Here is a 16,848-nt window from a genome sequence, read left to right on the forward strand (position 1 = left end):
TATTGTATCGGCCAACTTATTAATAATAATTAGAAGACTGATATAACTGATCAGGTTCTTGGTTAATATCAAGCTTGCTCCAGCCATAAATCGGCAATTATGGTGGGCAGATTTTTTGTCAGTATATTCGGTGGAAAATTAATCTGTTTTTGAAAAAGGATGCGTGCAAGTAATAGACTACCTAGCAAAACAGTAATTTGCTCTTTGAAATTACTCTCTACTTGTATGGCTCTTTCTAGCCAAGATTTACCCCTTATTCCCTTTTTTACTAATTGGTTACTATCTTGGGTTACTGAGTCAAACGTTCACTCAGTGCTTTATTAATCGCTTTTTCATGTTTAATTACCGGATATTCTTCGACTTACTGACTATTTATCATTGAGCGTTGCACTTCTTTAGCGGTTTCCTCAGAATAATTTAAGCGTTTATTATTAATAGCAGCCTGAATATATTGTATATCACTTTGAATTAACTCAAGATAAGTTGCTGTATAATCCTGTTGTTTCTGTAGCGCATCCTATAATTGAGTATTAGCTTGTAATGCATGTTGTTGAAATTTATTCTGCTGCTGCAAATATAATTGTTCCACTTGTAATAATACTTGCAAAGAGGGCATAATATCTTCACATTAGAAGAAAAATCATTATTTAGTTGGTAACGAATATCTTGTAGCCGTTGAGCGTTTCCTAGCATAATATTCATTGCCCGCTCTAACTGGGTTTGTAATGCAACCAAGTTATTATTAATATTGCCCATATTTTCTTGCTGATTTTGTAACATTTCTAATTTATTTTTTAATTGGCTCTTGAGTTGCGATAACAATAAATGCTGATATTCAGTTTTAATCGGCTCATTTTGTTGTTGATCACGTTTAATTTTAGCTAAATTATCAAGTGCATATCGGGCTTCTCTTGGCGCTTGCATCACTCTCTTTTGTATTAGTTCAGTTTGTTTTTCTAATCCAGCTAATTCATCATAGAATTGGATAGCTTTTTTATAGTCAGATAAAGCTAGCGTTTCATACGCAGTTAAATTGCTACGATTATTTAAGGCATTTAATTGGTTTTGAATAGTTTGCCTTGGAGTTATATTGGTTAAGGTAGCACTCTCAACTAACGTTGTATTAAAAAGAAAGAATAAGCCACAAGATAAGGACAATAAAGAAACTAACCACTGGTAATATGCTCTGCTTTGCAACCTTCGACTAAATGAAAATATAGTAGTATCGACTAAGTTAGATTAAAAATAAGAAAACAGTTAAAAATCTCTCCTTAGGATTTCTTTCCTTGCCTCAAATATTATTATATCTAAAAAGTTAAAACTTTATTGGCTACTAATGTCCACTGAGCTAACTCTACCAAAGTGCCGATGCTGACCCCTTTAATTAACAGTAATTCACTGATACCTCGTGCATCAGTACAAGTCTTACATAATTTTATTTCCACTTGCTGTGCAAGCAAGATTTCTAACATCTGTTTTAAATTATAACCATCAATTGGCTTTTGATTATCAAGACCTGCAACAACCGCATCAGACATTAAAAAAATTTTCATTTCAATTGTCGCTGCCTGTTCCTTAACTGCAATCGCCAAACGTAGCGCATTAAAAAGATTTTCATCACCATAAGCTGCACCATTAGCAATAATCAAAAATAGGTTTTTTATAACATCGAATCCTCCGTAATTATGTAATAAAACATTTCAATTGTTTCTTATTGATGGACTGTATTTCATCATATCAATCATCGTATCCACATAACGAATCGCATTTTCTTTGATACTAAAACTATCTGGTACACATAACCAATTTTCAAACAGGCCAGTAATTGCTGCGCACTGGGCATCGATATTGACAGACAACTGTTTTTTTTCCACACAGGCACTTAACAGAGTAACTAATCGTTGATGGTTAATCATATAAATTTCACGCCGTAATTCAGCAAACTGAGCTATTTCACCGATCAATTCACATTTATGAAAAAATCTCTCAGTTAGCTCCCTGTTTTTAGTATCGTCAAAAAAAAGTAAATAAAATATAATGTAATAATTTTCTCAATACAAGAAAGTGGATCATTGGGGTATTTAAACTGATACTTTTTCTGAGTTTCAGCTATTTGTTCATCAGTAAATTTACAAGCTTCAGAGAAAAGATCCAATTTATTTTTAAAATGCCAATAAATAACACCACGAGTTACACCTGCAACCTCTGCTATGCTATATTAGACAATGAAGTAGATGAAACACCATACTTAGAAAATGTTCTAATTGCTGCATCAATTATTTTTTGGCGAGTTATTTTCGCTTGTTGATTAGTTTTTCGTGTCATTTTAACTTACTTTCTTCTTATTGAAGTAAATTTACAAACATTCATGTATGTTATGTGCAATAAAATAGGAGATTTATAACATAATAATTCACTAAGTTTCAGATTTGAAATTGATATTTGAATATTGAGGTTTATTTATGCAAAAAAACAGAGGGGTCTTACCTCTAGTAATATTACTACTCTCAAGCTGTTTGATCTTGACAGCATGTGGCGATAATTCCCAGCAAGGTAATATTGCACCTCCAACACCTGAAGTTGGTGTCGTAACATTGGAAGTAAAGCCATTGACAGTTACAACTGAACTGCCTGGCCGTACTAACGCTTTTCGTATTGCCGAGGTAAGACCTCAAGTAGAGGGTATTATATTAAAAAGAAATTATAAAGAAGGTAGTGATGTTGAAGCTGGTGCTTCTTTATATCAAATAGATCCTGCAACCTATAAAGCAAGTTATGACAGCACAAAAGCTAATTTAGCAAAAGCAAAAGCAAAAGCAGAAATTACTCGTTTAACTGTAAGTCGTTATAAGCCTCTATTAGGAACAAATTACATCAGTAAACAAGAGTATGATACTGCAAACGCTAATTATGCTCAGTCATTAGCTTCTCTTAAGGCTGCTGAGGCGGCAGTTGAAACCGCGCGTATCAATCTTGATTATACCAAAGTAGCTGCGCCTATTTCAGGCCGTTCCGGTAAATCCAGCGGCTCAGAAGGTGCATTAGTCACGACCGGGCAAACTACACCGCTAACAACCATTCAACAGTTAGACCCTATCTATGTTGATGTTACCCAATCTAGTGACGATTATTTGTGTTTAAAAAATGAGATTGCTAGCGGCAATTTATCTAAAGAATCACAGCAAGCACCTGTTAGTTTAAAAATGAATAATGGTGAAGTTTATGCACAAAAAGGTGTTCTTCAATTTTCCGATGTAACGGTTGATGAAAGTACGGGCTCTATCACGATGCGGGCTATTTTCCCAAATCCAGAAAAACAATTACTGCCTGGTATGTTTGTTCGTGCTGTTTTAGAAGAAGGCGTGAAAAAAAATACGATCTTAGTGCCACAACAAGGTGTAAGTCGGACACCTCGTGGTGAAGCCCAAGTGATGATTGTTAATACCAATAATGAAGTCGAAACCCGTACGGTAATTACTGCGCAAGCAATTGGTAATCAATGGCTAATAGCTAAAGGACTAAAAGCTGGAGAGCGCGTCATTGTTATTGGGCTACAAAAAGTCAAGCCTGGCATGAAAGTAGTAGCTAAAGAAACATCATTAACTCCAAATACAACCGTAAAATAAATTTTCTCTGCAAAAGTCTTAAATTAAGAGAGTCGATAATTAATGCCTCAGTTTTTTATAGAACGGCCAATATTCGCGTGGGTAATAGCTATTATTACCATGCTTGCTGGTCTATTGGCAATTATCAAATTACCGGTGGCGCAATATCCAACCATTGCACCACCTGCTATATCGGTTTCAGCAACCTATCCTGGAGCTGACGGCACCACAGTACAAAATACCATTACTCAAGTTATCGAACAGAATATGAATGGGATTGATAATCTAGTTTATATGTCGTCAACTAGTGATGCAATGGGTAACATGTCTCTGACACTTACCTTTGAAGCAGGAACAGATCCCGATATTGCACAAGTACAGGTACAAAATAAATTACAATTGGCAATGCCATTGCTACCCCAAGAAGTACAGCAGCAAGGCATCCATGTTAATAAATCTACCGGTTCTTTCTTGATGCTAGTCGCTTTTATTTCTAAAGATGGCTTTATGAACCAAGAGGATATCGCTGATTATGTTAACTCTCACATTAAAGATCCTATCAGTCGAGTAAAAGGGGTTGGTGAAACCCAGTTGTTTGGCACTCAGTACGCTATGCGGATCTGGTTAGATCCAGATAAACTTGTTAAATACAATATGGCCACTCAGGATGTTATCAATGCCATAAAAATTCAAAACAACCAAGTTGCCGCCGGTCAGCTAGGTGGCACACCACCGATCACAGGCCAACGACTGAATGTTTCGATTATTGCTCAAACGCGGCTAAATAATGCCGAACAATTTACAAATATCCTGTTACGCGTTAATCCGGATAGTTCTCAGGTTCGTTTAAAAGATGTTGCTGTCGTTGAGTTAGGTGCGGAAAATTATAGCATCAAAGCAAAATATAATGGTACGGCGTCAGGCGGTATTGGTATCAAATTGGCTACCAGCGCTAATGCCTTAGATACCGCAAAAGCCGTACGTGCTACGCTCGCTGAAATGGAGCTGTTTTTCCCTACGGATTAGAGATTGTTTACCCTTATCGACACCACGCCGTTTGTAAAAATTTCAATTAACGAAGTAGTGAAAACGCTGATCGAAGCTATCATGCTAGTCGTCGTTGTTATGTACTTATTCCTGCAAAACTTCCGTGCAACCTTGATCCCAACGATCGCAGTTCCTGTTGTTTTGCTTAGTACATTCGCTATTTTGTCTGCGATGGGTTATTCAATCAACACGCTTACCATGTTTGCAATGGTGCTCTCTATCGGACTCTTAGTCGATGATGCGATTGTGGTAGTAGAAAACGTCGAACGTGTAATGCAAGAAGAAGGATTATCACCTAAAGAAGCTACCAAAAAATCGATTGGGCAAATTCAAGGTGCACTTGTCGGTATAGCCTTAGTATTATCGGCGGTATTTATCCCTATGGCTTTTTTTGGTGGCTCAACGGGCGCAATATATCGTCAATTCTCGATTACTATTGTCGCATCAATGGTGCTCTCCGTTCTGGTCGCGTTGATCCTAACTCCTGCCCTGTGCGCCACAATATTAAAACCTATCTCTAAAGTTAGTCACGGTAAACAGACTGACTTTTTAGGTTGGTTTAACCGTACATTTGAAAAAAGCGCGCATCACTATACCAATAGTATTGGCCATATGCTTAGAGACACAGGCCGTTACCTGGTTATTTATGTTATATTAGTTGCCGGTATGGCATTTTTGTTCCTAAAGTTGCCCTTTTCATTTCTTCCCGAGGAAGATCAAGGGGTACTTTTGACTATGGTTCAGCTACCACCTGGTTCAACCCAGGAACAAACTGTCGCAGTGCTTCATGATATTGACCAATATTATCGCACCAAAGAAAAAGCGAATGTTAAATCTGTCTTTACCGTAAGTGGCTTTGGCTTCGCAGGACAGGGACAAAACATGGGGCTTACTTTCGTCGTACTACAAGATTGGAAAGAACGTCATAGTGCTGAAAGCCATGTTTCTCAAATTATTAATCGTGCCAATCTTGCCTTTTCAAAAATACAAGAAGCTATCATCTTCTCTGTCAATATCCCTGCTATACCTGAACTAGGTACTGCCAGTGGTTTTGATTATGAATTTGTCGATCAGGGTAACTTAGGCCATGAGAAATTAATGGCTGCTCGTAATCAACTACTAGGACTTATCGCTCAACATCCTGATATATTGCAAAATGTTCGTCCTAACGGGCAAGATGATACTTCTCAATATCGTTTTTATATTGATCAACAGAAAGCGGAAGCATTAGGTGTTTCTATCAATGATATTAATGCAACTTTAAGTACCATGTTTGGCGGCATCTATGTAAATGACTTTATTGATCGTGAACGCGTTAAAAAAGTTTATGTACAAGCCAATGCCCCATTCCGGATGTTGCCCGCTGATATTGAAAAACTTTATGTACGCAATAATCAAGGGAAAATGGTACCTTTCTCTGCATTGATTGATCATAGCAAAGATCCATGGCTATATGGTTCAGCACGTCTGGAACGCTACAATGGTTTACCTGCAATGGAAATTCAAGGTTCTGTGGCACCGGGGAAAAGTACCGGTGATGCCATGTTATTAATGGAGCAACTTACTGAAAAATTACCTCAAGGTATTGGTTATGAATGGACCGCGGTATGTCTTACCAAGAACGTCTTTCTAGTAATCAAGCACCCGCTTTATATGTAATTTCTCTTATTGTCGTCTTTCTCTGTTTAGCCAGTTTATATGAAAGTTGGTTAATTCCTTTTTCTGTTATGCTAGTTGTACAATTAGGGGTTATTGGGGCATTACTCTTCACTTCAATTCGGGGATTAGAAAATGACGTTTACTTTAAAGTAGGTTTATTAACAACTATTGGTCTATCTGCCAAAAATGCCATTTTAATTGTTGAGTTTGCTAAAGACTTAATGGAAAAAGAAGAAAAAGGATTGATTGAAGCAACACTAGATGCTGTCAGAATGCGTTTACAACCTATCTTAATGACATCATTAGCATTCATGCTTGGCGTTTTACCGCTCGTTATCAGTAACGGCGCAGGTTCAGGCGCGCAAAACTCTGTAGGTACCGGTGTACTTGGAGGAATGATTGCTGCAACCACATTAGCAATCTATTTCGTTCCAGTATTTTTTGTCGTTATACGTAGACGTTTCACAAATAAATATTAGCTTAGTTAGATTATTAGTAATATCTCCCTTAAAAGGCCAGATATTCTGGCCTTTTAAGTAAACATGTTTTTAAATAAATGAAAAATAACTCTAAATATATGACTAGAACTTATTTTTTAATAATAAAAATAAATAATAATAAAATAACACAGTAATACTGTAACTTTTTGTATATATTTGATATTTTGCTCTAGATTAGTTCGTTGATTAACATCATATAACAAAAAACTTTATACAGAGATAGTGACTTATGCGATAATAGTGCTATATTAATATCCAGTAGGAGGTTTGTTTGCTTTACTTTTGCTATACTCACACAAGTATAAATTATCTACATTCTTCTGATTGTTTATCGACACCCATTTATAATCTTGGTAATAATCATAATTAATAGTGTTTTGATTTTACAAAAAATAAAACAATATATTAATTCAATGGTAATTTCTTCATCTTTAGCAGTATTATAACAATAAAAATGAGTAATAACTCGTAATCTGTGGTTTAAATGGAGGTAATTATGGATGAGTACTCACCAAGGAGTTATGATATCTTAGTGCTAAAGTATTTATGTGATTCTCTATATCGTGAAGCGATGTTAACTTTGCATAAGACAAAAACCCATTAGAAAAATAATCTTGTTTCCGATCAAAGCGTTAAACTTAATGTATTAATTGATCATATCACAGATTTTATTGGTCAATTTAAATTAAAATATCCGAATAACGTAAACCTTTTGACGAATATTTGGATGAAACTTATAACCTATTTGGTAAACCTGTAATGAGCCTAACAGATATTTCTGATTGGCAAAAAATGAATGAGCATTTGGCTGAAATATTAACAAATGATATAAAATATTCATTAAGTAACACTTGACGCAACAGCCAATAACATTCATATTTTATACATCTATAATTTAAAGAAAGAAAATTATGACTAAAATTGACTATCTGAGGCGCTTAAGAAAATGTACGACTATCGAAACATTGGAGCGCGTAATCGAAAAAAAAAATATGAATTATCTGAAGACGAACTTGAATTATTTTATTCTGCCGCAGACCATAGGTTAGCAGAGCTCACAATGAATAAACTTTATGACAAAATTCCTTCGTCAGTTTGGAAACATGTTCGTTAATAAATAAGTCTTTTCTTTATCAGATAGGATATGTTTATAATTTTAGCCAATAGCCATTATTGGCTTTTATTAATAACTATATAACTTAAAATATTCATTCATTGCACGGATAATTATATCGTTGTGTTGCTTACGTTATTAGATTAAACAATGAACCATATTTATATTTTCACTTAATCAAAAAATAACCCTATAATTATACTCACTCAACCATAACTCTTTTTCATTAATAAAAACCATGCTTAAACAATAACTATTTATAAAAAAAATCAATGCAATGCTATTTATTTTTTAATTAATAATTCAATTGCATCATTAATCAAAATTCATAATTTTACATAATCTTATTTTTCTATAAAAACTTAACCAAAAACAAGCCTTTAGATTAAAATGAAAATTCATCAAATTAATTGAAATTTTTTCTCTAGGTAAAAAACCAACCGTATTGAATTAATTTAGCAATTTTCAACATAAAAACAATTTTTGTTAACTGGATTAATTTTATCTAAAAAAGTATAAATATCTTAGAAGTGTTAAACTGGCGGAGTCCTGTCAGCGGCATCATCCCGGCACATACACACCTTGCTATGGCTGCTTCTTTCAAGACCTGACCAACTTAACAAGTTATCATTGCGGGAGAACCAACAGGACCCCATTGAATGTCTCTATATGAACAATAGAGGCACGCATTATGCACTATTCATACTCAAATAGCAAGAAAACAGAAATCAAGTGTTGTTTTCTTATTCAAATAGATACTATTAAACATACAAATAGTTTAATAGTATATAAAAAATAATAAAAAAGATTAAAATTAACCTTATTTACAACAAAATAAGTATATAATATTAATTTACCAATCTTCGCGAAGCGATGAAAAAACAATTTTCAACATGAAATGTAAAAATATTTACATAAAAAATCCACAAATAAGTAAGAATGAAATAGAAAAAAGATTAATTAACCACATCTAGATGTTCTACGCTATCAGTATGTAATAAATTACCAATTTGTTGCAATTGGTACATCTGAGTATTATGTTTGCCTTGCTCAACAATTTTTCCACGATGCAAAATAAAAATTTTATCCGCGTCAATAAATAACGGTAGAAAGTCGATGAGCAATAACGATTAATGTTGTCTGCCGACGAATTAACTGTAAAACTTTTTGGATCGCTCTCTCAGTTCCCGAATCAACATTGGCCGTTGCTTCATCCAATATTAAAATTTTCGTCGTTCGTACTAAAGCACGCGCTAATGCCAATAATTGCTTCTGCCCCGCAGATAGCATGTTACCTTGCTCACTTAACAAAGTATTTAAGCCATCAGGCAATTTATATACCCAATCAACAAGCTTTACAGTTGCCAAAATATGCTAAACCTTCTGTTCTGAAATTTTTCTTCCCAGAGCGATATTGTCAAACAAAGTCGTTGCTAAAATAACCGGCTCTTGTTGCACTATAGTAATAGAATTACGCAACACTTGGTGAGAAAGTGAGGATAACGGGCATCCATCGAGTAATATTTGTCCTTTTTGCCATGGATAGAATCCCATTAATAAGTTAGTAATCGTGCTTTTTCCACTACCTGTATGCCCAACTAATGCGACAAATTCGTTATCCTCTATCTGTAGATCAATATCGTACAATACATATTTATCATCACGATAAGCAAAGAAAGCTTTTTCATATCCACGCGCCCTGACAATAAAGGTAATTGATCACAGCCATAACATTGTCGAGGTCTATTTATCAATTCAAAAATTCTTTCTCCTGAAACTACCGCTTGTTGTAATACAGATTGTTGTGAGGTTAATTTAATTAATGGCTCATTTAAACGCCAAAGATAATTAATAAACGCATACAATACTCCAACACCAATAACATCTATTCCCTTAAATCCAAATAATGGAATTAATCCGCAAAGAGTTAGTGCAGAAAATAAATTCAATAGTGGGCGTAAAAGAATACTATCTAACTTTAATGCCTGCATCCTGGCCATATAGTGCTGGCCGATTTACTGCTAACATTTTCTCACTAAATCAGGCTCGCTGCCTAAATTGTTGAATAATAGTCATTCCGTTAATTATCTCATTAAAACTATCGTTAATATCAGCTAGGTAAGTACGTACTCGACGAACAATTGGTGTACTTAAACGTTGATAAATTACCATGATCAAAAATACTACAGGGAAAATTAAGCTAGCAACAATTGCCATTCTCCACTCTAAAAAAACATCGCTACTAACATGGTAATAATTAGCGCTATACTACGAAATATATTCGGAATAACAGTTACAAATAGGTCCTTAACCACTTCAGTATCATTTGTCACTCGTGAAATAAGTTGTCCTACTGGTTATATCAAAATACTCAATGGCTGCCTGATAGAGTGGCACTCATCACATCTGTATGTAATGTTTGAACAACTCCGTTAGCTGCTTGATTAAATAAGATTGTTTGATAATAGTGTGAAATGGCAGCAATAATTTATGATGCAAAAAAATTATTATTAATATGAGCGTGCTTTTCAACGGCATGTAGCCTTTTGCTAAAATATTATCAATAAAGTAACTCACCCAAAGTGGCCCACAAATTTCTGCCCCAGCTGCTATCCAAGATATCAAAACGGTAATAATTATCGGTTTACGAAATGAATTTCCATAAATTAATAAGCGTTTTAAAGATGGCCATAAACGACGATGATTATTCATGCTCATTTTCCAATGAAGCTTCAATTTGCTGATAGCTATGCATATCTCGATACCAACCCAGGTTTTGCAATTAATTGCTGATGAGTACCTTGAGATAAGATAGTACATTGCTGCAATACAAGTATCTGATCTGAATCCACTAATGCAGACAATCGGTGGGCACTAATGATGATAGTATAATACCCTTGCCACTAGCGTAAATTTTTTAAAATTCTATTTTCAGTCTTTCCATCTACCCCAGACAAAGCATCGTCTAATATCAAAATTTCAGTATTTAATAATAGTGCTCTTGCTATAGAAATACGTTGTTTTTGTCCACCAGACAACATAATGCCACGCTCACCAACTTGTGTGTTATACCCATTAGATAAACGTAAAATATCTTCATGTACATCAGCTAGTCTTGCCGCTTCCTCTATTTCTGTTTGGCTAGCAGTCGGTTTACCTAAAGCGATGTTACCCGCTATGGTATCGGAAAATAGAAATGGTATTTGGTTCACAACTGCCAGTCTGGCATACCATTCTCCCTGCTAAATATTAGTCAGAGAAATAGATTGGAATAAAATTTCACCATCAATAACATCAAAATGACGCTGTAATAATGATAATAATGTTGTTTTTCCTGCCCCGGTTGGACACAAATTCCAACTAATTGCCCTGGCTGTATATGAAATACAATATTATGTAAGGAAGATATTACCGCACCTGGATAATTAAATTGCCGAATATTCATCTTCAATTGACCAACTCTTTGCTATAAACACTGTTTTCCATCAATAATTGATGGGCGTTATTCAAATAAAACACAAATCCTACTATACGTAGCGCTTCCACGCTCAACAATATTAAACATCCAAGCAAGTGCTAACATCGGCCATATCATAAGTCCTAAATACATAACAAAACTGGTCAAATCGTCTAATGTCATTTTATTATGCAAAGCCATCCAGCTAGCGCCAAAAAATTTGCAGCACTTATCGCAATATAGATTGTAGGGTCAAATTTCGCATCAACTTTAGCAACATACATATTTTTACGTCCAGCTTCTAATGCGGCAATCTCAAACTGATGGGATTGGTGATCTTCAATACCAAACGCTTTAATCATACGGATAGTAGTTAAATTTTCCTGGGCATGGTTATTGAGAGAAGAAAATGTCGCTTGAGCAGATTTAAAGCGTGTATGCAGTTGCTCGCCATATCGCTTAATAATGACTGCTATGATTGGCATTGGTAGCAATGAAAACAGGGTCAGTTGCCAACTAATCTCTATGCTCATGACAATTAACACAGCACAACCCATTACCAAAGAATCGACTAGTGTCAGGACACCTTCTCCCGCCGCAAAGACAACTCGATCAACGTCATTTGTTGTACGTGAAATAAGATCGCCTACTTGATGTCGTAAATAAAACTCGGACGTTTGGCGACTAAATTGTTGATAAAATTTTTGTCTTAACTGTACAGCTAATTTATAAGAAGCTCCAAATATAACGCAATCCATAAATAATAAATTTAATAAGCACCATCACACTTATCCAGCCTAAAAGTTGTTTAATACTCATGGTTTGCTTACTAATACCATCAATAATAAAGCCAACAAGCCGTGGTGGAATAAGTTGTAACCCAGCAATAAAAATTAATAACATGACAGCACCAAAATACCGGCGCCACTCAGTTAAAAAATACCAACGTAATTGAGAAAATAATCTCACATTTTTTTATCCTGATATTGAAAATTGTGTCAAAAAATATAATAAAATACAGCTCAATAAATTAATCAGATACAAATAAAATTGTGATACATTTTATTTTCTCAATCAAAAATAAAAATGATCAATTCAATTAGCTATATTGTTGATTATATGTTTATAAAAACTATCGTAACCCACCAAATCTCATAATGTTTTATAAAATATTTTTAACAACCTGATTTTATCAGCTTTATAAGCAATGTAATATCAGGATGTATTCAACAAATCATGGCATTTTCATCGTATAATTACATAAAATTAATATGCTACCGATAATAAATAGTCAGAATAAAATAATTCATATTTTATAATTTAAACAAATAATATAATACTATGAATATATCTTCCCAATTAAGGCTATCTAAACTAGATTAAACTCGGTAATATAACGTATCATCTGCACTAGCAAAATTTTTTACTTGTACTTTATCGATGGATAGCATTAAGCATGACGAAACGAGCAGTTATTGTATTTAGTGGCGAACAAGATTCGACCACTTGTCTTATACAAGCAATAAAATAGTATAATGAAGTTCATTGTATCACTTTCAATTATGCTCAACGTCATAGTGCTGAAATTATTGCTGCTCAAAAGATATGCCAGCATTTTAACATCGCAGCACATAAAATACTGGATGTCGGGATTATTAAATGAACTTGCTACCAGTAGCCTAACTCGCGACAACATTCCAATACCTTCCTATGAAAAAAGTATTGAAAGTGAATTACCCAATACTTTCGTTCCTGAACGTAATATTTTATTTCTAACACTTGCCGCTATTTATGCTTACCAAGTTCAAGCGGAGGTGGTTATAACCTGTGTCTGTGAAACAGACTTTTCTGGTTACCCTAATTGTAGGGATGAATTCGTTAAAGCGCTCAATCAAGCTATTTGTCTGGGTATAGCTAAACCAATTCGCTTTGAAACCCCTCTTATGTGGCTAAATAAAGCCGAGACTTGGGCACTAGCCGATTATTACCACTCATTAAAATTAGTACAAAATAAAACCCTTACTTGTTACAATGGTATCATAGGCAATGGTTGTCAACATTGTGCTGCCTGCCCTGCCATCTGCGTGCAGAAAGATTAAAATATTATCTCAATCATCGACAAGTGATCATGTCCTCTTTAAAACAAAAAATGCACCTTAAATAATTTTAAATAGATACTATTTAACGACATTCAAACAATAAGTTAATTTAACTTACAATTAATGCCGCTATATTAATCAATACAGGATACAATAAATTATTTTAATACTTTTGCTTAAATATAATCCTTCACTTCTATTGTATTTTGGTGTAATGAATAAGGAACTGAGATTAATAATTTCCTCTCAGTTTCTATTATGTATCAATAGGTTAATTTCTCACAATTCTTTTCAATAAAATCCAAACCAATACCTGGCACATCTTGAAGATGCTCGATTGACTTAAATTCTCCAAATTTCTTACAATGTAACCACGATTAACTGCGCTTTTTTCAATCCGATCCCCATTTAATTTCTCCGCCAACTCCTCTTCAGATGCAGTATTGATATTAACTTTATCATCCATCAACTGTCGCTTGACTGTTTTATTTATAACTGATTTTGTTCCAGTTTGCGGTTGATCATTAACTACTTTTAGCTGATCAGATTGGGCAAATGCGGTATGAGAAAATCCTATCGCAAAAATTAAGATCCTAGTTGTATATATTAGTTTCTTTTTTATTATTAGAAACATCTTATAACCTCCTTGTTAATTAGTAAAAATTAATATTTATTACTAAAATTGATATTATATTTTCCTGATGTATACGCATTATGGCCGTTTGCTAAGCAATTCTGTGATAATTTTCTATGAAAAAAAAAGACTTTCTAAGCAATGGATAAGATACAAGAATAAAAAAACATTACGACAATAAAATGATATAACAGCAAGAGGCTGCACTTGTGCAGCCTCTAATTTATGTAATTATATACAATTATGTGGAAGTCGATCGCAAATTACTCAATTCGGCCCAAATCGATTTTAGCCTTATCACGTAAATTCAACATCAGTGATTCCATCATTACATCGCCAAGTATCATTTTATAGCGTTGCGAAAAGACTTTTAATTCATCTTCCGTCGGTTGCCCTTGAGTAACCTTGACCAATTGAATAATCACTAAATTATTTTTGCTATCTTTGCTACTGAGATAAGTCGGTGTATTTTCTTTAGGAATTGGCATCTGAAAAATTTGCTCAGCCAATGAGTCATTTTGATCAAAACGTTTAATAATCTCAGCCTCACCAAAAGTAATACCCTGTTTTGCCAAAGCCGCTTCACCTGTCCCTTGTTTTAATGCGGTCAGCAATTTATTGCCCTCTGCTTCCATCTCTTTTGTAGCTTTATTAAGCTTGACTAATTCAGCTACTGATTTTTTCACCTCATCGAATGGTTGTGTTACCTCTGGTTTATATTTTTCAACTCGAATAACAAACGCACGATCACCATCGACATTAATAACATCTGAGTTAATACCTGTTGGCCCATTTTTATCTAATAAGTTGCCGTTAAAAATAGTATCAGCCACTTTATCAAATCTTATTTCTTCAGGAAGATTATTACGACTAAACCAATCTGTTGTTACCGCTTTAATACCAGTAACTTTTTCAGCTGCTGCTAACGATTCATTATCATCCATCGCCGCGCGACTTGCAGTGTGTTGTAATGAATAAAATGCATTAATCGCTTTTTCATTTTTTAAGCTATCGGCAATCTCAGTTTTTACTGACTGAAAAGGTTTTATTACTTCAGATTTAATATCATCAAGACGAAATATAATATAATTGCTGGCCGATTTTATTACGCCAGAAACCTGCCCTTTTTTAGTTAGATTCGCAGCAATAATTTCACTTGACGTAGAAGTCGCCTCCATCCAACCAAGAGCACCATGATTTGCTGCACTAAATTTATCTGTCGATTTTTCGGCAACTAATTGCTTAAAATCAGCCCCACTAGCCAATTCTTTAGCAACGGAATCGGCTTCTTTTTCTGTTGCCAATTGGATCATGCTGTAATGTTTTTGAGCAGGCTGCGTAAAATTAGCTATATTTTGCTCATAATAGCTTTTCAGCTCTTCATCTTTGACTGCCACATTTTCAGTTTGAGAAGCGGCATCTAACTTAATATAACTAACCTGTACCTGTTCGGGTGAAATAAAACTGTTCTGATGTGTATTATAGTAATCTTGTAACTCTTTATCTGTAACCGTTTGTTTAGATTGATAGTTAGCAAGCGATATAGTTGCTGTTTTCACTTCACGTTGCTGTAAAAGTAACTCAGCATAGGACTTAATTTCTTCAGGTAAGACAAATTCATCTGTCACATACATTTTACTGAGTTGACGGTTAATCAAATTCTGTCGTATTTCTTGGGCAAGATCATCGGCATTAACATTATGTTGAGATAAAATAGCGCGATATTTTTCATTATCAAAATGCCCGTCAGTCTGAAATATCGGCATGTTGTAGATATCTTGCTTAATTTGCTCATCACTCGCCGTTAAACCCAATTGATTTGAATATTGATTAAGCAATGTCACACCAATTAAACGTTCTAAAGCTTGACGACGCAACATCTGGATCCCTTGCTCGCTGCTAGCAATTTCAGCAAATTGATCACCTAGTCGTTCTTGTAATGCTTGCTTTTCTTGCTGAAAAGCTTGCTGTAATTGAACTTGACTAATTGCTGTGCCATTCACTTTCGCCGCGTGATTACTTGAACCGCCAATCAGGTAACCATCAACGCCGGTAAGCACAAAAGATAGGATAATAATCACAAATACTATTTTTAGCACAGGACTATTCGCCGCCGTGCGTAGGTTGTCCATCATAAAGAGGCTACTCTCCGTTTTAGTCAAAGTAAATAGACGCATAATACGCTATTTTAGCCTAAAAGAAAAAAGCGCATCACTTTTATGATGCGCTCGATCCTAATTTACTAAAACAATTGATTCGATTTTAGTTTATCCGTTAATAGTATGCCGCAATTCTTATTTTTTCTTGTGGCCGTTAACCGTATCTTTTAATCCTTGACCAGCTTTAAATGACGGTACCTTTGCCGCAGCTATCTTAATGGCCTTGCCTGTTTGAGGATTACGTCCAGTACGTGCTGGACGATTTTTAACTTCAAAAGAGCCAAAGCCTATTAACTGAACTTTATCTCCTTTTTTAAGAGTTTGAGATACAATTTTAAGAAATACATTTAAAACGCTCTCAGAAACTGATTTAGCAGCCTTTGACTCTTTAGCAATTTTTTCTATTAGCTCTTTCTTTTTCACGCTTATCATCCCCATTTTATTAATTATGTATTAAACAAACATATTGCTAACGGTTCACAAAAAGATGACACCGTCGTATCAATACTACAAAAGTATGGCAAGAAAACATATTACAGCCAAATAATTATAGATTTGTTTACTTAAATTATTT

At 34.5% G+C, this 16,848-nt stretch carries 9 protein-coding genes, 1 other RNA gene and 6 pseudogenes; 6 read left to right on the forward strand and 10 right to left on the reverse strand.

What is annotated here, in order from left to right; all coding sequences use genetic code 11:
• Positions 1-468: 468 nt before the first annotated feature.
• From ARADI_RS12975 to ARADI_RS18710, 4 genes are all read right to left on the reverse strand, one after another.
• The gene (locus ARADI_RS12975; RefSeq protein ID WP_182853251.1) at positions 469-1,197 is read right to left on the reverse strand and encodes a hypothetical protein; all 729 of its coding nucleotides are present in this window, start codon (positions 1,195-1,197) and stop codon (positions 469-471) included.
• 110 nt (positions 1,198-1,307) lie between these two features.
• Complete coding sequence (locus tag ARADI_RS12980) at positions 1,308-1,649, reverse strand: DsrE/DsrF/TusD sulfur relay family protein (protein ID WP_119712301.1); 342 nt, start codon at positions 1,647-1,649, stop codon at positions 1,308-1,310.
• Between the two features lie 51 nt (positions 1,650-1,700).
• Positions 1,701-1,964, reverse strand: coding sequence for a hypothetical protein (locus ARADI_RS18705; protein ID WP_238149460.1), 264 nt, complete (start codon positions 1,962-1,964; stop codon positions 1,701-1,703).
• A 26-nt stretch (positions 1,965-1,990) separates the two neighbouring features.
• Positions 1,991-2,212 (reverse strand): TetR family transcriptional regulator, encoded by a 222-nt coding sequence (locus ARADI_RS18710; protein WP_369407032.1) that lies wholly within the window; start codon positions 2,210-2,212, stop codon positions 1,991-1,993.
• A 250-nt stretch (positions 2,213-2,462) separates the two neighbouring features.
• Between ARADI_RS18710 and ARADI_RS12990 the strand changes: the two genes are divergently transcribed.
• From ARADI_RS12990 to hha, 5 genes and pseudogenes are all read left to right on the forward strand, one after another.
• On the forward strand, positions 2,463-3,626 hold the full coding sequence (locus tag ARADI_RS12990; RefSeq protein ID WP_119712302.1) for an efflux RND transporter periplasmic adaptor subunit: 1,164 nt from the start codon (positions 2,463-2,465) through the stop codon (positions 3,624-3,626).
• A 99-nt stretch (positions 3,627-3,725) separates the two neighbouring features.
• Positions 3,726-6,311: pseudogene (locus ARADI_RS12995) on the forward strand (efflux RND transporter permease subunit).
• Positions 6,260-6,790 (forward strand): efflux RND transporter permease subunit, encoded by a 531-nt coding sequence (locus tag ARADI_RS21835; protein WP_439647119.1) that lies wholly within the window; start codon positions 6,260-6,262, stop codon positions 6,788-6,790. Before ARADI_RS12995 ends, ARADI_RS21835 begins: the two are co-directional and overlap by 52 nt.
• 517 nt (positions 6,791-7,307) lie before the next feature.
• A pseudogene (gene tomB / locus ARADI_RS13000) lies at positions 7,308-7,666 on the forward strand (Hha toxicity modulator TomB).
• A gap of 56 nt (positions 7,667-7,722) precedes the next feature.
• Positions 7,723-7,925 (forward strand): annotated as a pseudogene (gene hha / locus ARADI_RS13005) (hemolysin expression modulator Hha).
• A gap of 550 nt (positions 7,926-8,475) precedes the next feature.
• Here the strand turns inward: hha and ffs are convergent.
• The 3 genes and pseudogenes from ffs to ARADI_RS13025 all read right to left on the reverse strand — a co-directional run bounded on the left by ffs (position 8,476) and on the right by ARADI_RS13025 (position 12,351).
• Positions 8,476-8,572: signal recognition particle sRNA small type (ffs, locus tag ARADI_RS13010), an RNA gene on the reverse strand.
• Between the two features lie 309 nt (positions 8,573-8,881).
• Positions 8,882-10,637 (reverse strand): annotated as a pseudogene (locus ARADI_RS13015) (SmdB family multidrug efflux ABC transporter permease/ATP-binding protein).
• A pseudogene (locus ARADI_RS13025) lies at positions 10,630-12,351 on the reverse strand (SmdA family multidrug ABC transporter permease/ATP-binding protein). The pseudogenes ARADI_RS13015 and ARADI_RS13025 overlap by 8 nt, the downstream one beginning before the upstream one ends.
• A 487-nt stretch (positions 12,352-12,838) precedes the next feature.
• On the opposite strand from ARADI_RS13025, the pseudogene queC reads away from it, so the two are divergent.
• Positions 12,839-13,546: pseudogene (gene queC / locus ARADI_RS13030) on the forward strand (7-cyano-7-deazaguanine synthase QueC).
• Between the two features lie 206 nt (positions 13,547-13,752).
• Here queC and ARADI_RS13035 read toward each other — a convergent pair.
• From ARADI_RS13035 to ARADI_RS13045, 3 genes are all read right to left on the reverse strand, one after another.
• On the reverse strand, positions 13,753-14,115 hold the full coding sequence (locus tag ARADI_RS13035; protein WP_119712303.1) for a hypothetical protein: 363 nt from the start codon (positions 14,113-14,115) through the stop codon (positions 13,753-13,755).
• 263 nt (positions 14,116-14,378) lie between these two features.
• Positions 14,379-16,292 carry a peptidylprolyl isomerase gene (gene ppiD, locus ARADI_RS13040; RefSeq protein WP_369407029.1) on the reverse strand — a complete coding sequence of 638 codons (1,914 nt, stop codon included), beginning with the start codon at positions 16,290-16,292 and terminating at the stop codon, positions 14,379-14,381.
• Positions 16,293-16,409: 117 nt separating this feature from the next.
• Positions 16,410-16,697: an HU family DNA-binding protein gene (locus tag ARADI_RS13045; RefSeq protein ID WP_182853253.1), complete on the reverse strand. Its 288-nt coding sequence runs from the start codon at positions 16,695-16,697 to the stop codon at positions 16,410-16,412.
• Positions 16,698-16,848 lie beyond the last annotated feature (151 nt).

This window comes from Arsenophonus endosymbiont of Aleurodicus floccissimus, from assembly GCF_900343025.1.
GTDB lineage: Bacteria > Pseudomonadota > Gammaproteobacteria > Enterobacterales > Enterobacteriaceae > Arsenophonus.